This window comes from Enterobacter cloacae complex sp. FDA-CDC-AR_0164 (assembly GCF_003071645.1).
Lineage (GTDB): Bacteria > Pseudomonadota > Gammaproteobacteria > Enterobacterales > Enterobacteriaceae > Enterobacter > Enterobacter ludwigii.
Genome location: NZ_CP028950.1, coordinates 1104201 through 1128070, shown reverse-complemented (window position 1 = coordinate 1128070; position 23870 = coordinate 1104201). Strand labels below are relative to the sequence as shown.

The 23870-nt window shown below is 55.1% G+C and carries 23 protein-coding genes; 19 read left to right on the top strand and 4 right to left on the bottom strand.

Translation table 11 applies throughout. From position 1 onward, the window contains the following. Window position 1: 1 nt before the first annotated feature. Complete coding sequence (gene malE / locus AM410_RS05515) at window positions 2-1192, bottom strand: maltose/maltodextrin ABC transporter substrate-binding protein MalE (RefSeq protein ID WP_020882849.1); 1191 nt, start codon at window positions 1190-1192, stop codon at window positions 2-4. 372 nt (window positions 1193-1564) lie between these two features. Here malE and malK point away from each other — a divergent pair, with 372 nt between their 5' ends. The 5 genes from malK (at window position 1565) to ubiA (ending at window position 6655) form a co-directional block, all read left to right on the top strand. Then, window positions 1565-2674, top strand: coding sequence for a maltose/maltodextrin ABC transporter ATP-binding protein MalK (malK, locus tag AM410_RS05510; RefSeq protein ID WP_014168196.1), 1110 nt, complete (start codon window positions 1565-1567; stop codon window positions 2672-2674). A gap of 42 nt (window positions 2675-2716) precedes the next feature. After that, window positions 2717-4027 carry a maltoporin gene (locus AM410_RS05505; RefSeq protein ID WP_020882848.1) on the top strand — a complete coding sequence of 437 codons (1311 nt, stop codon included), beginning with the start codon at window positions 2717-2719 and terminating at the stop codon, window positions 4025-4027. Window positions 4028-4141: 114 nt separating this feature from the next. Beyond that, window positions 4142-5095, top strand: a complete 954-nt coding sequence (gene malM / locus AM410_RS05500; RefSeq protein ID WP_073397732.1) for a maltose operon protein MalM — start codon at window positions 4142-4144, stop codon at window positions 5093-5095. Between the two features lie 180 nt (window positions 5096-5275). Continuing rightward, window positions 5276-5773 carry a chorismate lyase gene (ubiC, locus tag AM410_RS05495; RefSeq protein ID WP_014168199.1) on the top strand — a complete coding sequence of 166 codons (498 nt, stop codon included), beginning with the start codon at window positions 5276-5278 and terminating at the stop codon, window positions 5771-5773. Window positions 5774-5785: 12 nt separating this feature from the next. Beyond that, a complete protein-coding gene (gene ubiA / locus AM410_RS05490; protein ID WP_025206398.1) occupies window positions 5786-6655 on the top strand; it encodes a 4-hydroxybenzoate octaprenyltransferase in 870 nt (289 codons plus the stop codon). Window positions 6656-6720: 65 nt separating this feature from the next. Here the strand turns inward: ubiA and plsB are convergent, their stop codons facing one another. Beyond that, the gene (gene plsB / locus AM410_RS05485; RefSeq protein ID WP_073397730.1) at window positions 6721-9141 is read right to left on the bottom strand and encodes a glycerol-3-phosphate 1-O-acyltransferase PlsB; all 2421 of its coding nucleotides are present in this window, start codon (window positions 9139-9141) and stop codon (window positions 6721-6723) included. 154 nt (window positions 9142-9295) lie between these two features. Between plsB and AM410_RS05480 the strand changes: the two genes are divergently transcribed. From AM410_RS05480 to AM410_RS05465, 4 genes are all read left to right on the top strand, one after another. Further along, on the top strand, window positions 9296-9664 hold the full coding sequence (locus AM410_RS05480; protein ID WP_014168202.1) for a diacylglycerol kinase: 369 nt from the start codon (window positions 9296-9298) through the stop codon (window positions 9662-9664). A gap of 108 nt (window positions 9665-9772) precedes the next feature. Further along, on the top strand, window positions 9773-10381 hold the full coding sequence (gene lexA / locus AM410_RS05475; protein ID WP_014168203.1) for a transcriptional repressor LexA: 609 nt from the start codon (window positions 9773-9775) through the stop codon (window positions 10379-10381). A 63-nt stretch (window positions 10382-10444) separates the two neighbouring features. Then, entirely contained in the window at window positions 10445-11782 is a 1338-nt protein-coding gene (dinF, locus tag AM410_RS05470; protein WP_063925901.1) for an MATE family efflux transporter DinF, read from the top strand. 119 nt (window positions 11783-11901) lie between these two features. Next, complete coding sequence (locus AM410_RS05465) at window positions 11902-12111, top strand: CsbD family protein (RefSeq protein WP_014168205.1); 210 nt, start codon at window positions 11902-11904, stop codon at window positions 12109-12111. 48 nt (window positions 12112-12159) lie between these two features. On the opposite strand, the gene zur is transcribed toward AM410_RS05465, so the two are convergent. Continuing rightward, window positions 12160-12672 carry a zinc uptake transcriptional repressor Zur gene (gene zur, locus AM410_RS05460; RefSeq protein WP_014168206.1) on the bottom strand — a complete coding sequence of 171 codons (513 nt, stop codon included), beginning with the start codon at window positions 12670-12672 and terminating at the stop codon, window positions 12160-12162. A gap of 115 nt (window positions 12673-12787) precedes the next feature. Here zur and AM410_RS05455 point away from each other — a divergent pair, with 115 nt between their 5' ends. The 4 genes from AM410_RS05455 (at window position 12788) to pspG (ending at window position 16214) form a co-directional block, all read left to right on the top strand. Continuing rightward, window positions 12788-13276: a cupin domain-containing protein gene (locus AM410_RS05455; RefSeq protein ID WP_020882843.1), complete on the top strand. Its 489-nt coding sequence runs from the start codon at window positions 12788-12790 to the stop codon at window positions 13274-13276. Between the two features lie 221 nt (window positions 13277-13497). Then, on the top strand, window positions 13498-14757 hold the full coding sequence (traF, locus tag AM410_RS05450) for a conjugal transfer protein TraF (protein WP_153853120.1): 1260 nt from the start codon (window positions 13498-13500) through the stop codon (window positions 14755-14757). An 82-nt stretch (window positions 14758-14839) separates the two neighbouring features. After that, window positions 14840-15835, top strand: coding sequence for a tRNA dihydrouridine(20/20a) synthase DusA (gene dusA / locus AM410_RS05445; protein ID WP_014168209.1), 996 nt, complete (start codon window positions 14840-14842; stop codon window positions 15833-15835). A 136-nt stretch (window positions 15836-15971) separates the two neighbouring features. Further along, on the top strand, window positions 15972-16214 hold the full coding sequence (gene pspG / locus AM410_RS05440) for an envelope stress response protein PspG (protein WP_020882842.1): 243 nt from the start codon (window positions 15972-15974) through the stop codon (window positions 16212-16214). Between the two features lie 184 nt (window positions 16215-16398). Here the strand turns inward: pspG and AM410_RS05435 are convergent, their stop codons facing one another. Then, window positions 16399-17382: a quinone oxidoreductase gene (locus AM410_RS05435; protein WP_014168211.1), complete on the bottom strand. Its 984-nt coding sequence runs from the start codon at window positions 17380-17382 to the stop codon at window positions 16399-16401. Window positions 17383-17448: 66 nt separating this feature from the next. On the opposite strand from AM410_RS05435, the gene dnaB reads away from it, so the two are divergent. The 6 genes from dnaB to aphA all read left to right on the top strand — a co-directional run bounded on the left by dnaB (window position 17449) and on the right by aphA (window position 23780). Continuing rightward, window positions 17449-18861 carry a replicative DNA helicase gene (gene dnaB / locus AM410_RS05430; RefSeq protein WP_008503375.1) on the top strand — a complete coding sequence of 471 codons (1413 nt, stop codon included), beginning with the start codon at window positions 17449-17451 and terminating at the stop codon, window positions 18859-18861. Between the two features lie 16 nt (window positions 18862-18877). Then, window positions 18878-19957 carry an alanine racemase gene (gene alr, locus AM410_RS05425; protein WP_050737729.1) on the top strand — a complete coding sequence of 360 codons (1080 nt, stop codon included), beginning with the start codon at window positions 18878-18880 and terminating at the stop codon, window positions 19955-19957. 22 nt (window positions 19958-19979) lie between these two features. Beyond that, window positions 19980-20537 carry a nicotinamide riboside transporter PnuC gene (pnuC, locus tag AM410_RS05420; protein WP_108647620.1) on the top strand — a complete coding sequence of 186 codons (558 nt, stop codon included), beginning with the start codon at window positions 19980-19982 and terminating at the stop codon, window positions 20535-20537. Then, a complete protein-coding gene (locus AM410_RS05415; RefSeq protein ID WP_025206390.1) occupies window positions 20534-21544 on the top strand; it encodes an AAA family ATPase in 1011 nt (336 codons plus the stop codon). Before pnuC ends, AM410_RS05415 begins: the two co-directional genes overlap by 4 nt. Before the next feature lie 75 nt (window positions 21545-21619). Then, entirely contained in the window at window positions 21620-22813 is a 1194-nt protein-coding gene (gene tyrB / locus AM410_RS05410) for an aromatic amino acid transaminase (protein ID WP_108647619.1), read from the top strand. 253 nt (window positions 22814-23066) lie between these two features. Further along, window positions 23067-23780 carry an acid phosphatase AphA gene (aphA, locus tag AM410_RS05405; protein WP_106503638.1) on the top strand — a complete coding sequence of 238 codons (714 nt, stop codon included), beginning with the start codon at window positions 23067-23069 and terminating at the stop codon, window positions 23778-23780. The last annotated feature ends 90 nt before the right edge of the window (window positions 23781-23870 follow it).

Genomic DNA, 23870 nt, shown 5'->3' with positions numbered 1-23870 from the left:
CTTACTTCGTGATACGACCCTGAGCATCTTTCAGCGCAGCATCAACCGTCTGACGACCGCTTGCTGCGTTGATGACGGCGGTACGGGTGGCGTACCAGAACGCTGCCATTTGTGGGATGTTCGGCATGATTTCGCCTTTCTGCGCGTTATCCATGGTTGCCGCGATACGTGGGTCTTTCGCCAGCTGATCCTGGAAGGATTTCAGCGCAACCGCGCCCAGCGGTTTGTCCTTGTTCACTTCATCCAGACCCTGATCGGTCAGCAGGTAGTTTTCCAGGAACTCTTTCGCCAGCTCTTTGTTCGGGCTGGCAGCGTTAATACCTGCGCTCAGCACGCCAACAAACGGTTTAGACGGCTTGCCTTTAAAGGTTGGCAGCAGGGTTACGCCGTAGTTGATTTTGCTCTTGTCGATGTTGGTCCAGGCCCACGGACCGTTGATGGTCATCGCGGTTTCGCCTTTGTTGAACGCCGCTTCTGCGATGGAGTAGTCGGTATCCGCGTTCATGTGTTTGTTCTTAATGAGGTCAACCAGGAAGGTCAGGCCTGCTTTCGCGCCAGCGTTGTCCACGCCCACGTCTTTCACGTCATATTTGCCGTTTTCAAATTTGAACGCGTAACCGCCGTCGGCAGCAATCAGCGGCCAGGTGAAGTACGGTTCCTGCAGGTTGAACATCAGCGCGCTCTTACCTTTCGCCTTCAGCTCTTTATCCAGTTTCGGGATCTCTTCCCAGGTTTTCGGTGGGTTGGGTACCAGGTCTTTGTTGTAAATCAGAGACAGCGCTTCTACCGCGATTGGGTAAGCGATGATCTTGCCGTTATAGCGAACGGCATCCCAGGTGAACGGGTACAGTTTGTCCTGGAAAGCTTTGTCCGGCGTCACTTCAGCCAGCAGACCCGACTGGGCGTAGCCACCGAAACGGTCATGTGCCCAGAAGATGATGTCCGGACCGTCACCCGTTGCAGCCACCTGCGGGAATTTCTCTTCCAGTTTGTCCGGGTGTTCAATGGTAACTTTGATACCGGTGTCTTTCTCGAATTTCTTGCCCACTTCGGCCAGGCCGTTATAGCCTTTATCGCCGTTAATCCAGATAACCAGCTTACCTTCTTCAATTTTGGCGAGAGCCGGTGCGGAAATCATCATTGCTGCAAGGGCGGACAATGCGAAAACGCGTGCGCCAGTCTTGATCTTCATATCTGCCATCCTTTTTTGGTGATGTGCTCGTGGATACACTGAGGTGGTTCAACGTGACTCAGTCTCCTTATTTGACATCCTCTTTCCATCCTCCCAACCCCTACGCCCCACCCCCCGTTTGTGTGATCTCCGTTACATAAATTTAAGTTATGAGTGCTGGCGCACATAAAAACACAGTGAATTTTGCAGGTGGCTTCACGAATTTCGCCTCAGCCCTCCAGCGGCGGTCGCAGAGCCTGCTCTCTCATCCTCCCGCCTCCTCCCCCATAAAAAAGCCGGGGGGTGGAGGATTCACGAAAGTAATGGATACCCCATAGTGAACTTATCTTGAATGTTTCTGTCGGTGACAGGTTGTAACGAAGGGAGAAGGGCATGGCGAGCGTACAGCTGCGTAATGTAACGAAAGCCTGGGGTGACGTTGTGGTGTCGAAAGACATCAATCTGGACATCCACGAAGGTGAATTCGTGGTATTTGTCGGCCCATCTGGCTGCGGTAAATCAACTCTGCTGCGTATGATTGCCGGTCTTGAAACCATCACCAGCGGCGATTTGCTGATTGGTGATACCCGAATGAATGACATTCCGCCTGCCGAACGTGGCGTCGGCATGGTTTTCCAGTCTTATGCACTCTATCCCCACCTTTCCGTAGCCGAGAACATGTCCTTCGGTCTGAAGCTGGCGGGCGCGAAAAAAGAGGTGATTAACCAGCGCGTCACGCAGGTGGCGGAAGTGTTACAGCTGGCACACCTGCTTGAGCGTAAACCAAAAGCCCTCTCCGGTGGTCAGCGTCAGCGTGTGGCAATTGGCCGTACGCTGGTCGCCGAACCGCGTGTGTTCCTGCTCGATGAACCGCTTTCTAACCTGGATGCCGCCCTGCGCGTCCAGATGCGTATCGAAATCTCCCGTCTGCACAAACGTCTTGGCCGCACGATGATTTACGTCACCCACGATCAGGTCGAAGCGATGACGCTGGCCGACAAAATTGTGGTGCTGGACGCCGGTCGCGTGGCGCAGGTGGGTAAACCGCTGGAGCTTTATCACTACCCGGCAGACCGCTTTGTTGCGGGCTTTATTGGCTCGCCAAAGATGAACTTCCTGCCCGTCAAAGTGACCGCGACAGCCATTGAACAGGTACAGGTGGAGCTGCCAAACCGTCAGCAAGTGTGGCTGCCGGTCGACAGCGCCAACGTACAGGTGGGGGCCAATATGTCCCTCGGTATTCGTCCTGAGCATTTACTGCCGAGCCACATCGCCGATGTGACGCTGGAAGGTGACGTTCAGGTCGTCGAACAACTTGGTCACGAAACACAGATTCATATCCAGATCCCCGCCATCCGTCAGAACCTGGTCTACCGCCAGAATGACGTGGTGTTGGTAGAAGAGGGTGCCACATTCGCTATCGGTTTGCCGCCAGAGCGTTGCCATCTGTTCCGTGAGGATGGCACCGCATGTCGTCGGTTGCACAAAGAGCCAGGCGTTTAAGCATTCCAATTACAAAGAAAAGCAATGATCTCAGGAGATAGAATGATGATTACTCTGCGCAAACTTCCTCTGGCAATCGCCGTGACGGCAGGCATTTTGTCTGCACACGCGGGTGCCGTGGACTTTAAAGGTTATGCTCGTTCTGGCATTGGCTGGACCGGGAGTGGCGGTGAACAACAATGTTTCCAGGCAACCGGTGCACAAAGTAAATACCGTCTCGGTAACGAATGTGAAACCTACGCCGAACTGAAACTGGGTCAGGAAGTGTGGAAAGAGGGCGATAAGAGCTTCTATTTCGACACTAACGTTGCGTATTCCGTTTCTCAGCAGAATGACTGGGAATCCACCAGCCCGGCCTTCCGTGAAGCAAACGTGCAGGGTAAAAACCTGATTGAATGGCTGCCAGGCTCCACCATCTGGGCCGGTAAGCGTTTCTATCAGCGTCATGACGTCCACATGATCGACTTCTACTACTGGGATATCTCTGGTCCTGGTGCGGGTATCGAAAACATCGATCTGGGCTTCGGTAAACTGTCTCTGGCCGCGACCCGTTCTTCTGAGTCCGGCGGTTCTGCAACCTTCGCCGATCGTGATGCGAACGGCGATCGTATTTATGACAACGTAGTACCAAACGATGTCTTCGACGTCCGTCTGGCCGGCCTGGAAACCAACCCGGGTGGTACACTGGAACTGGGTGTTGACTATGGTCACACCAACATTCCTGACGACTACTATCTGCAGCCTGGCGCCTCTAAAGATGGCTGGCTGTTCACCGCTGAACACACCCAGAGCATGTTGAAAGGCTTCAACAAGTTCGTGCTGCAGTACGGTACGGACTCCATGACCTCTAACGGCAAAGGTATTCCGCAGGGCGGTAGCATTGATAACGACGGTTCCATGTGGCGTGTGCTGGACCACGGTGCAATCACCCTGGCAGACCGTTGGGACCTGATGTACGTCGGTATGTACCAGAATATCGATCGTGACAACAACAATGGTACAGAGTGGTGGACTGTCGGCGTGCGTCCAATGTTCAAATGGACGCCAATCATGAGCACCCTGCTTGAAGTGGGCTACGACAACGTTAAGTCTCAGAAAACTGACGAGAAAAACAGCCAATACAAAATCACCCTGGCACAGCAATGGCAGGCAGGCGACAGCATCTGGTCTCGCCCGGCTATCCGTGTCTTCGCAACCTACGCGAAGTGGGATGAGAAATGGGGCTATGCGAACAACGACTCAGGCGCAGGTTACACCTCTGGCGTAGCGTATAGCGACACTTCCGCGAAAACCTTCAGCCGTGGCGACTCCGACGAGTGGACCTTCGGTGCCCAGATGGAAATCTGGTGGTAATTCGGTAGACCTGACGTAATGACCTAAAAAGAGGGGCGTAAGCCCCTCTATCCTTAGGGTGCTGCGCGCTATTGCCTGGCCACCGCAGTGCTCACGCTATCAGAGGTAATAACAATGAAAATGAAGAAAAGTCTCGTCGCGCTGTGCCTCTCTGCGGGGCTGCTGGCCTGTGTTCCGGCGATCACCTTCGCAGATGTCAATTTCGTGCCACAAAATACCAGCGCTGCGCCTGCCATCCCGGCGGCGGCGCTCCAGCAATTGACCTGGATGCCGGTTGACCAATCCAAAACCCAGTCAACCCAACTTTCTGCGGCAGGCCAACAGCTTAACGTGCCGGGGATTGCCGGTCCGGTTGCCGCTTTCAGCGTCCCGGCCAATATTGGTGAGCTGACCCTGACGCTGACCAGCGAAGTAAGCAAGCAGACCAGCGTATTTGCACCTAACGTCCTGATTCTGGACCAAAATCTGACGCCATCCGCCTTCTTCCCGAGCGACTATTTTGGTTACCAGGAACCTGGCGTCATGAGCGCTGACCGCCTCGAAGGCAAAATGCGCCTGACGCCTGCTCTGGGACAGCAGAAGATTTATGTCCTGGTCTTCACCACGGACAAAGATTTGCAGCAGACCACTAAGCTCACCGATCCGGCAAAAGCCTATGCCAAAGGAACCGGTAACTCTGTTCCGGATATCCCGGATCCGTTAGCGCGTCATGTCACCGACGGGTTGCTGAAGCTGAAAGTCTCAACAAACAGTGCTTCCAGCGTACTGGTTGGCCCTCTGTTTGGTTCATCCGGTACAGGCCCGGTCACGGTGGGGAACACTGCTGCGCCTGTGTATGCCGCACCCGTTGCTACGGCGGCCGCTCCGGCTGCAACCGCAGCCCCAGCTCCGGCGAAGAAAGCCGAGCCGGTACTGAACGACACCGAAGAATACTTCAATAACGCCATTAAGCAGGCGGTGAAGCGCGGCGATGTCGACAAAGCGCTGAAACTGCTTGATGAAGCCGAACGTTTAGGTTCAACCACTGCCCGTTCCACCTTTATCAGCAGTGTAAAAGGCAAGGGGTAACCGTTTCCCCACAGTGCTGATTTGTTAGTAGTTTAGTGCGCCTGAGTGGGCGCACTTTTTTTGGTGTCACACGGGCTGTTGCGCTCTTGTTGCGATCGTGATCGTTAAATAACGTTTGGCCCCCCTCAATCCGCTTTTCTGCGATACAATGCCATTACGTTATGTATCGGAGAGTCTGGCATGTCACACCCCGCGCTAACGCAACTGCGTGCGCTGCGCTATTTCGACCAAATACCTGCGCTTGACCCGGAGCAACTGGACTGGCTGCTGCTGGAAGATTCCATGACTAAACGTTTCGAGCAGCAGGGCAAAACCGTTACGGTGACCCTGGTTCAGGAAGGGTTTGTCTCTTGCGCTGAGATCGCCTCTGAGCTGCCCCTGTTGCCGCAGGAAGAACGCTACTGGCTGCGCGAAATTTTACTCTGTGCAGACGGTGAGCCATGGCTTGCCGGACGAACGGTCGTTCCCGAGTCCACCCTTTCCGGGCCAGAGCTGGCGCTACAACGGCTGGGGAATACGCCGCTGGGGCGTTATCTTTTCACGTCATCCGAGCTTACCCGGGATTTTATTGAGATTGGTCGCGATGCCGAACTGTGGGGGCGTCGTTCCCGCCTTCGCCTGAGCGGTAAGCCGTTAATACTGACGGAGCTTTTTTTACCGGCATCGCCGTTGTACTAAGAGGAAGAAAAAATGGAGTGGAGCCTGACGCAGAATAAGCTGTTGGCTTATCACCGCTTGATGCGTACAGATAAACCCATCGGCGCGCTGCTGCTGCTGTGGCCGACCCTTTGGGCGCTATGGGTAGCAACACCAGGGGTACCGCCGCTGTGGATCCTGGGGGTGTTCATTGCAGGCGTCTGGCTGATGCGTGCGGCGGGCTGCGTGGTCAATGACTATGCGGATCGTAAATTCGACGGGCACGTAAAACGTACGGCCCATCGTCCGTTGCCCAGCGGGCAAGTGACCGAAAAAGAGGCCCGTACGCTGTTTATCGTACTGGTGCTGCTCTCTTTCCTGCTGGTGTTAACCCTGAACACCATGACCATTCTGCTTTCAGTCGCGGCCCTGGCTCTGGCCTGGGTTTATCCGTTCATGAAGCGCTACACCCACCTGCCTCAGGTGGTGCTGGGCGCGGCGTTTGGCTGGTCGATCCCGATGGCGTTTGCGGCGGTGAGTGAGTCCGTCCCGTTAAGCTGCTGGCTGATGTTCCTGGCGAACATTCTCTGGGCCGTGGCATACGACACGCAATACGCGATGGTAGACCGCGACGATGACCTGAAGATTGGCATTAAATCGACGGCGATCCTCTTCGGACGTCATGACAAGCTGATCATCGGTATCCTGCAGGTTGCGGTGCTGGCGTTGATGGTGACGATGGGTTACCTGAACGGGCTCAACTGGGCGTTTTACTGGGCCGTGCTGGTGGCGGGAATGCTGTTTGTCTACCAGCAGAAGCTGATTGCGAAACGGGAGCGTGAAGCCTGCTTCAAGGCGTTTATGAATAACAACTATGTCGGTCTGGTGCTGTTTTTAGGGCTGGCGATGAGCTACTTTTCGTAAAAAAAACGGCAGCCAGAAGGCTGCCGTTTTTGTTTTCATCGCAGGTCATCAGACCGCTGCACGCTTCACTCGCCTTGCGTCGCACTTTCAATCGTTAAACGCACATCAGACGTGATCAGTTCGGCCAGCATCTGGTACACCTTCAGCGTCTCTTCCGGCTCGGCATCGCCCGTATCACTGATAAACCCTTCATCACGCAGCGTCAGCACCAGAGAGCTGAAGACCGCTTTGTCGAAGAATTCCGGGGCGTTAATCCCGTGCAGAACAGACAAGCGCTGTGCCAGCGTCCGGCTCTCTTTCTCGAGCGTACCGCGGTTAATGGACGGATTCGCGCTCAGCAACCAGAAGGTGATGGCGTAGCGCTGCAGCGTTTCGCGCGCGCCCGCCGCCAGCAGTTGCAGGGTACGGGACCGTGACGGATTGATATGCAGCTCGTCGTTCGTGACGGTAATCAGCCCCTGACGACGCAGCTCTTCGGTCAGTTTATTCAGCTCAGTCGCCAGTTCGTCCTTGTCCCAGCGCAGGAACAGCTCCGCTTTCAGCATTGGATAGAGCGTTTCAACATGACGCAACAGCTCCTGACGCGAGATGCGACGATGCTGGGTGATGATGGCCGCCATGAGCGAGGGCAGCATCAGCATATGCGCGATGTTGTTGCGATAGTAAGTCATCAGCACCGCCTGCTCGCGCGGGAGAATGATGATGTCGCCGATGGTGTCCTTTTCGACTTCAAACTTGTTCATCTGCAGGGCATGCTCGATAAGCTCGCTTGCCGTGCTTACCGGTACGGTCGAATCCACCGAGTACGGCACGTTGCGCATCATATCCAGATAGCAATCCAGCTGCTCCGTAAGCTGTTCACGGGTCAGTGAACGCTGACGAGAGGCCAGAAGCGCCGTACAGCACAGGTTCATGGCGTTTGCCGCACCGGCGTTGTTAATACGCACCATCAGTTCAGAGGCGATGCTGTTGACCGTAGGCGTCAGCCAGGCCGGGCGAATCGCTTCGATAGGATCGATAGACTCGCGCCACTCCGGAACATGGTTGTTCAGGTAGGTCATCAGCGGCATCGGCTCGCCAAAGTTGACGTAGCCCTGGCCAAGGTTGCGTAACTTGCTCAGGCCGCGCAGCATCTGCGGCAGGCTCTCTTTCTCTTTGGTCGCACCGCGCAGCTCTTTGGCGTAGGTGCCCACTTCCATCACGTGCTCGTAGCCAATGTAGATGGGTACCAGCGTGATCGGGCGGGTTCCCCCGCGCAGCATCGCCTGAATGGTCATCGACAGTGTGCCGGTTTTAGGATCGAGCAGACGACCGGTACGGGAGCGACCCCCTTCCACGAAGTATTCAACGGAATAACCGCGGCTGAACAGCTCGCCAAGATATTCACGGAATACGGTGGAGTAGAGCTTGTTGCCCTTAAAGGTACGACGGATAAAGAACGCCCCCAGGCGGCGGAAAATCGGGCCGGCTGGCCAGAAGTTCAGGTTAATGCCGGCAGCGATGTGCGGCGGTACCAGACCCTGGTGATAGAGCACATAGGAGAGGAGCAGATAGTCCATGTGGCTGCGGTGGCAGGGGACATAGACAATCTCATGGCCATCATGGGCCAGCTGGCGTACGCGCTCGGCGTTATGAACGTTGATGCCCTGATAGAGGCGGTTCCACGTAAAGCCCAGGATACGATCGGAAAGACGAATCATCTCGTAAGAGAAGTTCGCGGCAATCTCTTCCATCAGCGCAATAGCGTTCTGCTGTGCTTTCTCATGGGAAATCTTTTTGCTGCGCGCTTCGTCTTCAACGGCCCTGGCAATCGCTTTGGAGGCCAGCAGCTTGTTGAACAGGTCCTGACGTGCAGGAAGACGCGGGCCGACGGCAGCCAGACGCTGACGGGCGAAGTGCATACGCGCCACGCGCGCCAGTTTCTGCGCGATAATCTTGTCGGTGCCGTGTTCGTCCGCCATACGGCGCAGCGAAACGGACGGGGAGAAACGCACGAAGCTGTCACGTCCCAGCCAGGAGACCGCGAAGAATTTCTGAATGCCGTTAAGCATGCGCAGCGGTGGGTTCTCTTCACCTTTCTCTCTGCCCGGGCGACGACCAAACATCACCGATACCGGCACCATCTGCACATCCAGACTCGGATTGCTGCGGTGCAGGTCGAGATAGTCGTGGAAAAGCTTGATGGACTCTTCCTTTGGCGTGTAATAGGTAAACACGCGCGGCCCGCCGTGAATGAACACATAGCGCGGCAGCAGAGTGCCGTCGACTTCGAGGGGTTCAAGCGGGTCAGGTAAATCATGCGCCAGACACTGGGCGCGAAGCGTCAGTAGGTCTGCCTTCGAGTTATAAGGCAAAACGTACATAATTGGGCGTGACGTATCGAGCCCCAATTCCAGCGCGGGTTCCGCTGGGATAGACTTGCTTTTTACCAGGACGCTTAATGGTAAATTAAGTAATTTGTAGTAAATTCGTGGCCAGCCGGACATAAACGATGTAAAGCCTCTGGTTAATAATGCAATTGCGGCGCAAGGATAACAGAAAGCGCGCAAAATTTCTGTTGTTACCCGTCATACTTCAGGCAGCAGCGAAACACGCTGCGCCTACGGTTACTGACGCTATTTTAATTAAAAGGTTCTTTTAATGGCCAATAATACCACTGGGTTAACCCGAATCATCAAAGCCGCCGGCTATTCATGGAAAGGTTTCCGTGCCGCGTGGGTCAATGAAGCCGCGTTTCGCCAGGAGGGCGTCGCCGCTATCATCGCGGTGATTATCGCCTGTTTCCTTGATGTTGATGCGATTACCCGCGTTTTGTTGATCGGCTCCGTGCTGTTGGTGATGATAGTGGAAATTCTCAATAGCGCTATTGAGGCCGTGGTGGACCGTATCGGCTCTGATTTCCATGAGCTCTCCGGCCGGGCGAAAGACATGGGGTCCGCTGCCGTATTGCTGGCGATTATCACTGCGGTCATCACCTGGGTCACGCTGCTTTGGTCACATTTCCGGTAAGCCTCGAGAAATAATTAAGTCCCTGGTTTTTTGTGCAGTTTTTGGTTCCAAAATCGCCTTTGACTGTATATACTCACAGCATAACTGTATATACACCCAGGGGGCGGAATGAAAGCGTTAACGACCAGGCAGCAAGAGGTGTTTGATCTCATCCGGGATCATATCGGCCAGACGGGTATGCCACCCACGCGTGCGGAGATCGCTCAGCGTCTGGGTTTCCGTTCTCCGAATGCTGCCGAAGAACACCTGAAAGCGCTGGCGCGTAAAGGCGTCATTGAGATTGTATCGGGCGCTTCACGTGGCATCCGTCTGCTGGTGGAAGAAGAGACAGGCATTCCGCTGGTGGGCCGTGTCGCGGCAGGTGAACCTTTGCTGGCACAACAGCATATTGAAGGTCACTACCAGGTTGACCCAGGCATGTTTAAACCGAGCGCAGATTTCCTGCTGCGCGTCAGCGGCATGTCGATGAAAGATATCGGTATTCTGGACGGCGATCTGCTCGCAGTTCATAAAACCCAGGACGTGCGCAACGGGCAAGTTGTGGTCGCGCGTATTGACGATGAAGTTACCGTTAAGCGTCTGAAAAAGCAGGGTAACACCGTCCAGTTACTGCCTGAAAACAACGAGTTCTCCCCGATTGTGGTGGATCTCCGCGAACATAACTTCTCTATTGAAGGGCTGGCTGTTGGGGTTATCCGCAACGGTGAATGGCTGTAATCATGTCATAACAGGCTACGGACCTGCCGTAGCCTGATTCAATCTCCACTGCCGGTATTTTTCATGTCACTGCTGACGACATCAGATAAGGCATTGTGGCGTCTTGCACTGCCAATGATTTTTTCCAATATCACCGTCCCTCTGCTGGGACTGGTAGACACGGCTGTTATTGGTCATCTGGATTCCCCCGTTTATCTGGGCGGCGTCGCGATCGGCGCGACGGCAACCAGCTTCCTTTTCATGCTGCTGCTCTTTTTGCGTATGAGTACCACCGGGCTTACGGCTCAGGCGTACGGCGCAAAAGATCCGTTGCGTCTGGCGCGTGCGCTGGTACAACCCTTGATCCTTGCCCTGGGCGCGGGTGCGCTGATCGTGGTGTTGCGCACGCCACTGATTGATCTGGCGCTGCATGTCGTTGGCGGTAGCGAGGCGGTACTTGAGCAGGCGCGGCGCTTCCTTGAAATTCGCTGGCTCAGCGCGCCTGCATCACTGGCGAACCTGGTTCTGCTTGGCTGGTTACTCGGCGTGCAGTATGCCCGTGCGCCAGTCATTCTGCTGGTGGCAGGCAATCTTCTCAACATCGTGCTTGATGTCTGGCTGGTGATGGGTCTGCATATGAACGTGCAGGGCGCCGCGCTGGCGACGGCAATTGCAGAATACGGTACCTTTTTCATCGGCCTGTGGATGGTCTGGCGCGTGCTGGCCCTGCGCGGTATCTCGCTTGCGATGCTCAAAACCGCGTGGCGCGGTAATATCCGCACGCTGCTGGCGCTTAACCGCGACATTATGCTGCGCTCGTTACTGCTTCAGCTCTGCTTTGGCGCGCTGACGGTCTTTGGGGCGCGACTTGGGCCGGAGATCGTCGCGGTTAATGCGGTCCTGATGACGCTGCTCACCTTTACCGCGTATGCGCTGGATGGCTTTGCCTATGCCGTTGAAGCCCATTCCGGACAAGCGTATGGTGCACGCGAAAGCGGCCAGCTCCGCGAGGTGTGGCGGGCCGCCTGTCGTCAGTCAGGCCTGGTGGCGCTGGTGTTTGCACTCATTTACGCCTGTCTGGGTGAACAGATCGTTGCTTTACTCACCTCCCTCCCATCGCTGCGCGAACTGGCGAGTCACTATCTCTTCTGGCAGGCAATCTTACCGGTGGTGGGCGTGTGGTGTTATCTGCTGGACGGCATGTTTATTGGCGCGACGCGAGGTGCGGAGATGCGCAATAGCATGGCGGTCGCTGCGGCGGGATTTGGTCTGACGTTGCTGACGCTGCCGTATCTGGGCAACCACGGTTTGTGGCTGGCTCTGGCGGTTTTCCTCGCGTTACGTGGTCTATCGCTGGCCTTTATCTGGCATCGTCACTGGCGAAATAACACCTGGCTGCCTTCCCGCCACGATATATCGTGACGGTTAAAGATTCCGAATATAAAAACAACTGCCGGATCCTTAACTACAATAATAATCACGTCCAGCAGAAAAGAACGAAGCGGACGAAACCTACAGACGCTTAACACGAGGACACGATTATGAATAAAGACGAAATCGGCGGCAACTGGAAGCAGTTCAAAGGTAAAGCGAAAGAACAGTGGGGTAAGCTGACGGATGATGATATGACCATCATCGAAGGTAAACGCGATCAGCTGGTGGGTAAAATTCAGGAACGTTACGGCTACGAGAAAGATCGTGCTGAAAACGAAGTGAAAGACTGGGAAACCCGTAACGATTATCGCTGGTAATCCTTTACTCCCCCTGAGGGCGGCTTCGGGCCGCCTTTTCTTTTGCCGTTAACGCGGCTTTTTCTTCACCAGTACCGAATGGTCGTGCTGGCACTCATCCTGGTGACGACAGGCTTCTACCTCTACGCAGGCTGAGCACAGGCCGTGCGCTTCAATCACGTTATGACGCAACGCAAAGCCCATTTTGGCTGCCAGCGTATGCATAATATCTTCAACGCCTTCCGCACCTTCTTCCTTCACGCTGCCGCAGCGATCGCAGATAAACATGGCCGACGTATGGGTTGGCTGATCGAACAGATGGCACAGCACATAGCTGTTTGTCGATTCAACTTTATGCACAAAGCCCTGTTCCAGCAGGAAATCCAGCGCGCGGTACACCGTTGGCGGTTTAGCCTGTGGCTCGCTTTCGCGCAGCAGATCAAGCAGATCGTACGCGCTGATCGCGCCCTGCTGCAGGCTCATCAAACGTAATACTTCAAGGCGCTGCGGAGTCAGGCGCACATTGCGTTGCACGCACAGCTTTTCTGCCTGCGCTAACAGCTCTTTTGTGGACTTATCCATTTAGCACCCCGGATGTTATAGGCTGGAAAACCCCCACTTTATCATGTTCTGCTAAAAACACCGAGATCCGCCAGGCTGTGCTATACCTGACGCAACGCAATCCGGGGAATAAACGATGAAAAGACCTGACTGTATTCGACACTGGCGCGACATAGAAGGCGCAGATGACTCAACCTATCCCGACAGTAGTGAACGTTTTTCCATTGGCGCACCGCTGGCGCGTAAGCTCGGTCTTGGACGCATTGGTATACACCATGAGCGTTTACCGCCAGGCCGACGGACCTCTTATCCACATGCTGAAAGCGACGAAGAAGAGTTTATCTACGTGCTTGAAGGCTACCCTGAAGCCTGGATTAACGGATATTTATGGAAACTTGAACCTGGCGACAGCGTGGGCTTTCCCGCCGGAACCGGGGTCTGTCATACCTTCATCAACAACACCGGCGAAGAGGTACGGCTTCTGGTGGTCGGTGAGGCCAACAAGAAGCATAACCGTATCTATTACCCGCTTAATCCGGAGTACGCCGCCACGCGCGAAGATCGCTGGGTAGACCACCCTCCTCAGTTTTTCGGACCGCACGATGGAAAACCTGGGAAAAAATAATTTCCTCTTCTATAAATATTGAGGGCCGTCACAAATAACAACAGGCCTGGCGGGAATTTAACTTAAGGAAATAGCGGGTCTTTTTGCACTTATTCACAGCAATAGTTCGTTCCTGTTTGGGAGATAACAGACAGGGGTTATTTAATAACAGACTATAAGACGAGCATACTGTGAAAAAACATTTTAAATTTTCGGTGGTTAGCATCGCTGTCTCCTTGTTTATGGCAAATCAGGCGGGAGCAGCCAATACCTGGACAGAATCACGTAGCGACGCCATGGGGGGCACGGGTGTCGCGGCCGGAAACTATGGCAGCGGGGCGTTAATCAACCCTGCGCTACTGGCGAAGGCGAAACCGGACGACGATGTGACGGTCATTTTACCGTCCGCTGGCGTGCAGGTGACCGATGAAGACAATCTTCAGGATGAGATTGATACCATCAACGATAAAATCAACCATTACAAAGACGTGGTTGATAACCTTACACCGATTGAGATCATTACCAACCCGTTAGGTTCCATCAACCAGTTCCAGGGCGCGGCGAAAGATCTCGCCGATGAGCTGGATTATCTCAAGGGCAAAACGGCACGCGCCACGGCGGGTGCGGGGATAGCCGTCAGTATTCCTAACGATGTCCTTTCCGTGGCCTTTATGGCTAAAGGCTATGCCCACGGACGCGTCAGTTCTTCTATTGATCAGCAAGATATTGATTACCTGCGCGGTATTCAACGCAGCGATGCGGTGGCTGCCGGCGTTGCACTGGACGCTGCGCTGAACGGCACCGATCAAATCACGAAAAACCTCAACTCAACGGCGTCTGGCCGGGCGGCAATTGTCTCCGACTATGGTATCGCGGTGGCGCGTCAGTTCGAGCTTGGCGGTGTTCCGGTGTCTGTTGGCGTGACTCCAAAACTGCAAAAGACCTGGGTCTATAACTACACCACCTCCATTTACGATTATGACAGCAACAAGTGGAACGACAGCCGCTACCGTACTGACGACACCGGCTTTAACGTTGATGCCGGTATCGCGGCCGATTTTGGTGAGCACTGGACGGTCGGCGTGAGCGGACAAAACCTGATGTCACGCGATATCGACACCAAAGACATTCGCATCCGCAACGGGCGCACGGGTGAGGTGGTGAGCTATAAAGACACCTACCAGATCCGCCCTCTGGTTACCGCGGGTGCCGCCTGGCATAACGATCTGGTGACGTTAACCGCCGATGGCGATCTGACGGAAACCAAAGGCTTCAAAAGCGAAGACACTTCTCAGTATGTTGGCGTAGGCGCCGAAGTGACGCCGCTGAACTGGCTGGCGGTGCGTGCGGGTTTCCGTGCTGACATGAAAGGTAACGACAGCAATGTCTTTACTGGCGGTGTCGGTTTTGCACCGTTTAACACGGTCCATGTCGACCTGATGGGCCTGTACGGTGAAGACGAGACCTGGGGCGCAGGCGCCCAGCTGAGCATGACCTTCTAAAGTGCACCGGAGGCGCTGCGCCTCCGGCTTTTCTTTATGCTATAGTAGCGCCCCCTTTTCACCAGATGCTTAAAACTTCGCCATGTCGTCAGAATTACAGACTGCTTTCCCTGCACACCGTTTCTCCATTGCGCCGATGCTCGACTGGACGGACAGACACTGTCGCTACTTCCTGCGTCAGCTCTCCCGCCATACGCTGCTGTACACCGAAATGGTGACCACCGGAGCAATTATTCACGGAAAGGGCGACTATCTGGCCTACAGCGAAGAAGAGCATCCGGTTGCGCTGCAGCTTGGCGGTAGCGATCCCGCTGCGCTGGCGCAGTGTGCGAAGCTTGCAGAAGCGCGCGGCTATGACGAGATTAACCTTAACGTTGGCTGTCCGTCCGATCGTGTGCAGAACGGCATGTTCGGCGCGTGTCTGATGGGCAATGCATCCCTGGTGGCAGACTGCATCAAGGCGATGCGCGATGTGGTTTCCATTCCGGTGACGGTCAAGACCCGTATCGGCATTGACGACCAGGACAGCTACGAATTTCTCTGCGATTTTATCAATACGGTCTCCGGGAAAGGCGAGTGCGAGATGTTTATCATCCATGCGCGTAAAGCCTGGCTCTCCGGACTTAGCCCGAAAGAGAACCGTGAAATCCCGCCGCTGGACTACCCGCGCGTGTACCAGCTAAAACGTGACTTCCCGCAGCTCACGATGTCGATCAACGGCGGCATTAAATCGCTGGAAGAGGCCAAAACACACCTGGAGCATATGGATGGCGTAATGGTCGGGCGCGAGGCGTATCAAAATCCAGGCATTCTGGCGACGGTCGACAGGGAAATCTTTGGCGTTGAAGGCGCAGATACCGACCCGGTGGCCGTGGTACGCGCCATGTATCCCTACATTGAGCGTGAGCTGAGTAACGGGACGTATCTTGGTCATATCACCCGTCATATGCTGGGCCTGTTCCAGGGGATCCCGGGAGCACGCCAGTGGCGTCGCTACCTTAGCGAGAACGCGCATAAAGCCGGTGCAGACATCGAGGTGCTGGAACACGCGCTACGTCTGGTCGCTGATAAGCGATAATTTTCGCTAAAAGATCGTCAAATTCACCACGCCTCGCACACCCGTGCGGGGCGTTTTGCTTTAAGAACAGCGGGTTATGGTTGGCATGATTCTTGTAATGATCGCGGTATCATTCGGGAACGCGTGGGAGAGCACCATGTTAGAACTACTTTTTGTGATTGGCTTTTTTGTCATGCTGATGATGACGGGGATTTCCCTGCTCGGGATTCTGGCGGCTATCGTCGTGGCGACGGTGGTCATGTTTATCGGGGGATTATTTGCCCTGACGCTGAAGCTCCTGCCGTGGCTGCTGCTGGCCATTGCCGTGGTGTGGGTAATACGGGCGATTAAATCACCAAAACTGCCCACTTATCAGCGCAATAACCGTTTTCGTTACTAAGGTATTGAGGTGTTCGTCACATACCTGCAACTTTTCCAGCAGCATTGCTTAGAACAGAATAGGATTTACTTATCGAATCTGTCACTATGACTGCCGCTAAAGAATTCATCGAGCTGTACCCTACATACAGCCGAACTAAAAAAAGAAAGGGCTTCCCACGGGAAGCCCAATTTCTTTTTAGGGGTCAGGGAATTAACAGACTTGAACCCTGTGTCGCTCTGCTCTCCAGCACCTCATGTGCTCGCCTGGCATCGGTTAGCGCGTATTTCTGCGCCTCCGCCACATCCACTTTAATCACGCCGCTGGCGATCAGCGAAAAGAGCTCGTTGCTGGCCTCGATCAGCTCTTCCCGGTTAGTGATATACCCCTGCAGGGAAGGGCGAGTCACATACAGCGACCCTTTCTGGTTGAGAATGCCAAGATTAATGCCGGTCACAGCGCCCGAGGCGTTGCCAAAGCTCACCATCAGCCCGCGACGCTGCAGACAATCCAGCGACGCCTCCCAGGTATCTTTACCCACCGAGTCATAAACCACGCGCACCTTTTTGCCGTTGGTTATCTCTTTGAGGCGCTCAGCAATGCTCTCTTCACGGTAGTTAATCACCTGCCAGGCGCCGGCCTGAAGCGCGCGCTGGGCTTTTTGTGCACTGCCCACCGTACCGATAAGTTTTGCACCGAGCGCTTTGGCCCACTGACAGGCGATCAGCCCCACGCCGCCCGCCGCGGCATGAAACAGGAACTGCTCGTCAGGTTTGATCTCATAGGTTTTGCGCAGCAGATAATAGACCGTGAGCCCTTTCAGGAATGAGGCGGCCGCTTGTTCAAACGAGATGGCATTTGGCAGAAGGGCGGCTTTATCGGCCGGCACGTTGTGCACGGAGCTGTAGGCACCCAGCGCGGATTGCGCGTACACCACGCGATCGCCCTCTTTAATATGCTTAACGGCGCTGCCCACTTTGAGCACGACGCCTGCCGCTTCCGTTCCCAGTCCGCTTGGCATGGAGGGAGGCGGATAGAGACCGCCGCGAATATAGGTGTCGATGTAGTTAATGCCGATGGCTTTGTTTTCAACCTGAACTTCGTTTTCACCAGGCGCTGCGGGGGTAAACTCCACCGCGTTTAACACTTCAGGCCCACCATGTTTCTGGAATTCAATGCGCGTTGCCATGCTCCCTCCGTCAGAAAAATATGGTAATCTTTCGACCCACTCTTTATCTCGGTAACTCCATTCACTATGGCAGGAAACAAACCCTTCAACAAACAGACTGAACCTCGCGAGCGTGATTTCCAGGTCGCAGGATTAAAAGTCCCGCCGCACTCGATTGAAGCGGAACAGTCGGTGTTGGGCGGTTTAATGCTGGATAACGAACGCTGGGACGACGTCGCCGAGCGCGTGGTGTCCGAGGATTTCTATACCCGTCCGCACCGTCATATCTTTACCGAAATGGCACGTCTGCAGGAGTCGGGCAGCCCGATTGACCTTATCACGCTCGCGGAATCGCTGGAGCGTCAGGGGCAACTGGACAGCGTGGGTGGGTTTGCTTACCTGGCGGAACTGTCAAAAAACACACCAAGTGCGGCGAATATCAGCGCTTATGCCGATATTGTGCGCGAACGTGCGGTTGTTCGTGAGATGATCTCGGTGGCGAATGAGATCGCCGAAGCCGGTTTTGATCCGCAGGGGCGTACCAGCGAAGACCTGCTTGATCTCGCCGAGTCCCGCGTCTTTAAAATCGCGGAAAGCCGGGCAAATAAAGACGAAGGCCCGAAAAATATCGCTGATGTGCTTGATGCTACCGTCGCGCGTATTGAGCAACTGTTCCAGCAGCCGCACGACGGTGTCACCGGCGTGAACACCGGCTATGACGATCTCAATAAGAAAACCGCGGGTCTGCAGCCGTCGGATTTGATTATCGTCGCGGCGCGTCCCTCCATGGGTAAAACGACATTTGCGATGAACCTCGTCGAAAATGCGGCGATGTTGCAGGACAAGCCGGTTCTTATCTTCAGTCTTGAGATGCCATCAGAACAGATCATGATGCGTTCTCTGGCGTCGCTGTCGCGCGTGGATCAGACCCGTATCCGTACCGGCCAGCTCGACGATGAGGACTGGGCGCGTATCTCCGGCACCATGGGTATCCTGCTGGAAAAACGGAATATTTATATCGATGACTCCTCCGGCCTGACGCCGACGGAAGTGCGCTCCCGTGCGCGCCGTATCGCCCGTGAACATGGCGGCATTGGCCTTATCATGATTGACTACCTTCAGCTGATGCGCGTGCCGTCGCTGTCCGACAACCGTACGCTGGAAATCGCGGAGATTTCCCGCTCGCTCAAGGCGTTAGCCAAAGAGTTGCATGTGCCCGTGGTGGCGCTGTCGCAGCTTAACCGCTCCCTTGAACAACGTGCTGATAAGCGCCCGGTCAACTCCGACCTGCGTGAATCGGGCTCCATCGAGCAGGATGCCGACTTAATCATGTTCATCTACCGTGATGAGGTTTATCACGAGAACAGCGACCTGAAAGGGATCGCCGAAATTATTATTGGTAAACAACGTAACGGCCCTATTGGTACGGTACGTCTGACCTTTAACGGACAGTGGTCGCGTTTCGACAACTACGCCGGTCCTCAATATGATGATGAGTAATTTCTAAGGAATTCAAATGCAAGCGGCAACTGTAGTCATTAACCGCCGCGCTCTGCGACACAACCTGCAACGTCTGCGTGAACTGGCTCCCGCCAGTAAACTCGTTGCAGTCGTGAAAGCGAACGCTTACGGACACGGTCTTATTGAGACCGCGCGAACGCTCCCCGATGCCGACGCCTTTGGCGTCGCCCGTCTTGAAGAAGCCATCCGCCTGCGCGCGGGTGGGATCACTCAACCGATTTTGCTGCTGGAAGGCTTTTTTGAAGCGGCAGATCTGCCGACCATTGCTGACCAGCATCTGCACACCGCGGTACATAACGAAGAACAACTCGCGGCGCTGGAAACCGCCGAGCTGAGTGAGCCTGTCACCGTCTGGATGAAGCTCGATACCGGCATGCACCGTCTGGGCGTGCGCCCGGAAAAGGCGGACGCGTTTTATCAGCGTCTGTGTCAGTGCAAAAACGTCCGTCAGCCGGTGAATATCGTGAGCCACTTTGCCCGTGCCGATGAGCCCGAGTGTGGCGCGACCGAGCAGCAGCTGGATATTTTTAATACTTTCTGCGAAGGCAAGCCAGGAATGCGCTCCATTGCCGCGTCTGGCGGTATTTTGCTGTGGCCGCAGTCGCACTTCGACTGGGCGCGTCCTGGCATTATTCTTTACGGCGTCTCTCCGCTGGAGAACAGACCCTGGGGGCCGGATTTTGGTTTCCAGCCGGTAATGTCCCTTGTGTCCAACCTGATTGCCGTGCGCGATCACAAAGCGGGTGAACCCGTGGGCTACGGCGGAACCTGGATCAGCGAGCGCGACACACGCCTTGGCGTGGTGGCGATGGGCTATGGCGATGGTTATCCTCGCGCCGCGCCGTCCGGCACGCCGGTACTGGTCAATGGCCGTGAAGCGAACATCGTGGGCCGCGTGGCGATGGACATGATCTGCATTGACCTCGGGCCAGATGCCCAGGATAAACCGGGTGATGACGTGGTGATGTGGGGTGAGGGTTTACCTGTTGAACGCATCGCTGAAATCACAAAAGTGAGTGCTTACGAACTTATCACGCGCCTGACATCAAGGGTTGCGATGAAGTACATCGACTAACAGACCTTTCCAGGGAGGGGTAATGTCACCATCCGAAATGGCCGCTTGTCTGGCTTATGCCCTCTCGGTCTGGCTGGCTGCCAGAAACAGTATTCACACGTGGTGGATAGGCATCATCGGCAGTGGGCTTTATGGCTGGGTCTTTTATTCGGTTCAGCTTTACGCTGACGTTACCCTGCAGCTCTTTTTCATCATCACCAGCATCACCGGCTGGGTGCACTGGCTCAAAGGTCATCGCGGGGAGGTATTGCCCGTTCGGCGTACCCGGCCCAGACATTTCTTTATCCTGCTCGCCTGCGCCCTGCTGGTGGCCGCGGGTTATGGCCTGATCTTGCATCGCTACACTAACGCCTGGGCCCCCTGGATGGACTCCGTTATTTTGACATTCAGCGTGCTTGCACAGTTTATGTTAATGGGGCGACGCCTGGAGAACTGGTACGTCTGGCTGGCTGTAAACACGCTGGCGGTACCGTTATATGCGATGAGAGGTCTGCATTTGACCGCGGGTTTATATCTGGTGTTTTGGTTTAATGCCTGGCACGGTTTATATCAGTGGCGTAAGGAGATTCGCGCCCAGTGAAGCCTTATCGCGACGGTCTGGTTGTGGGCAAATTCGCGCCATTACACGTGGGGCATGAAGCGCTGATAAACGCTGCGCTGGCCCAGTGTGAGACGGTCTATATCATCAGTTATTCGCGTCCGGAAATTCCGGGTTATGACCCCGACAAGCGCCTTCACTGGTTAAGCGCGCGCTTCCCGCAATGTCATCACCTTGTGCTGACGCCGGAGGTCATCGCGACCCATGCGCTTGAACCACTGCCGCATAATGATGCGGATGCCGATCTTCACCGGCATTACGTGGCAACGCTGTGTGAAAAAATACTTCACTGCCAGCCACAGGCCGTATTTACCGCCGAAGACTACGGCGACGGATTTGCGGCGGTGTTAAGCCAGCGTTTTGGCAAGCAGGTTACGCATGTCCGCCTCCAGCGTCCGAAGGGGCCTGATGCGCCCTCGGGAACCCTGATACGTTCTGACGTCCATCGCTACCGCACGATGATGTCCCCGGAGGTCTACCGTAGCTTTGTCTTTCGGATTTGTTTATTAGGGGGCGAATCGACAGGAAAAAGCACGCTTTCCCGCGCACTGGCGACGACGCTCAACGCCCCATTTGTCGCCGAGTTTGGCCGAGAATACTGGGAAGAGAAGAACGGCGTGCTGGGATGCGACGATCTGCTGCATATTGCCCGCGAGCAGGTGCGTCGTGAAGCGATGGCCAGCACGGCTCCCTTCCTGGTTTGCGATACCTCGCCCTTAACCACGCTGTTTTATATGCTCGACCAGTTTGGCAGCGCGCCACGCGAGCTAGAGGAATTAGCCGGGCGTGCATATTCTCTGGTGGTGCTCTGTGGCGATGAGTTTCCTTTTGTTCAGGATGGTACCCGTCAGGGGGCTGCATTCCGCCAGCGACAACAGGCATGGTACATCCGCGCGTTAACAGACAGAAATATCCCCTATCTGCCTGTTTCTGGTTCGCTCGCTGAACGCATTGAACAGATTCGACGACATCTGCAGGAACGGATCTGATATCGCTCTCGATCTTCTGTCATATCCGGTTTATTGTTGAAATCCCTGCCTCATCGAATTCCGGAGAATCATCGCGTGTTTCAGAAAGTTGACGCCTATGCCGGCGACCCCATTCTCTCCTTAATGGAGCGTTTCAAAGAAGATCCTCGCAGCGACAAAGTCAACCTCAGTATTGGTTTGTATTACAACGAGGAGGGCATTATTCCTCAGCTGCAAGCCGTGGCAGAAGCGGAAGCGCGTCTTAACGCCGTCCCGCACGGGGCCTCGCTCTATCTGCCAATGGAAGGGTTAAACAGCTACCGCAATACCATTGCGCCGCTGCTGTTTGGTGCCGATCACGCCGTGCTGACACAAAAACGGGTGGCGACCATCCAGACGCTGGGTGGCTCGGGCGCATTAAAAGTTGGCGCTGACTTTCTGAAAAAATACTTCCCGGATTCTGGCGTGTGGGTCAGTGACCCGACGTGGGAAAACCACGTGGCGATTTTTGAGGGCGCGGGCTTTACGGTGCAGACCTATCCGTGGTTTGACAGCGAAACCAATGGCGTGCGTTTTGACGCGCTGCTGGAAAAACTGAATACGCTGCCGGAGCGCAGTATTGTTCTGCTGCATCCGTGCTGCCATAACCCGACCGGTGCAGACCTGACTAATGCCCAGTGGGATGCGGTAATCGACGTGCTGAAGACGCGTAACCTGATCCCTTTCCTCGACATCGCCTATCAGGGCTTTGGCGCGGGCATGGAAGAAGATGCCTACGCTATCCGCGCCGTTGCCAGCGCCGGACTGCCTGCGCTGGTCAGCAACTCGTTCTCAAAAATCTTCTCCCTGTACGGTGAGCGCGTCGGCGGCCTGTCAGTGGTCTGTGAGGACCCTGAAGCGGCCGGGCGTGTGCTCGGACAGCTGAAGGCGACCGTGCGCCGCATTTACTCCAGCCCGCCAAACTTTGGTGCGCAGGTAGTCGCCACGGTGCTGGGTGACGATCGGCTGAAAGCGTCGTGGCTCGCCGAAGTAGAATCTATGCGCAAGCGCATCCTGACGATGCGTCAGGAGCTGGTCGACGTGCTGAAAGAGGCCGTCCCAGGGCATAATTTTGACTATCTGCTTAAGCAGCGTGGGATGTTCAGCTACACCGGCCTCAGCGCGGCTCAGGTCGATCGCCTGCGTGAAGAGTTCGGCGTCTACCTGATTTCCAGCGGCCGTATGTGCGTGGCGGGGCTTAATGCCAGCAACGTTCATCGTGTTGCGCAGGCGTTTGCTGCAGTAATGTAAGCACTCACTATCATCCCTCTCTCCCTGCGGGAGAGGGCCGAGTGAGAGCATCAGGACGCACAAAAATCTTGCCCGGTGGCGCTGCGTCTACCGGGCCTTCAGACCTCATCCGCGCTTTGTGATCTTCTTCTTTTTATTCAGCTTCATAAGTAAAAACTCCTTCCCTTCATCTCCCCCCGGGGTTATGGTCGGATAGTTTTTTGACCATTCACTCAAAATAAAACGATAACAAACTGAATATTCAGGGGAAAACATGCGCAAGATCACACTGGCGCTCAGCGCCGCCTGCTTATTGTTCTCGCTAAATAGTGCCGTCGTGGCGCGCGCTTCCGCACCGACGCCACTTTACACCGGCACAACAGCCGCCATGCTTGCCGAGCAGGCACCTGTTCACTGGGTATCCGTAGCCCAAATCGAAAATAGCCTGTTGGGGCGCCCGCCAATGGCTGTAGGCTTTGATATCGACGATACGGTCCTGTTTTCCAGCCCGGGATTCTGGCGGGGCAAAAAAAACTACTCACCGGACAGCGAAGCGTATCTGAAGAACCCCGAGTTCTGGGAAAAGATGAATAACGGCTGGGACGAGTTCAGCATTCCTAAAGAGGTGGCGCGCGCGCTTATCGCCATGCACGTTAAACGCGGTGACAGCATTTACTTTGTGACCGGACGCAGCCAGACCAAAACCGAAACCGTCTCTAAAACGCTGCAGGATGATTTTCAGATCCCGGCTTCCAGCATGAATCCGGTTATTTTTGCCGGCGACAAACCTGGCCAAAACACCAAAACCCAATGGCTGGAACAGAAGAACATCAAAGTCTTCTATGGCGATTCAGATAACGATATCACCGCCGCGCATGACGTCGGAGCCAGAGGGATCAGGGTGTTACGCGCCTCAAACTCTACGTACCGACCGTTGCCCATGGCCGGAAAGTTTGGCGAAGAAGTGATTGTTAATTCTGAGTATTAACCGCCGGGCGGCGAGGTTGCCTCTTTTTTAATCAAATCTCGTCGCTGTGGGTTTTACCTTTCGCTTTCTTGCTGCACACTTAGAAAGATT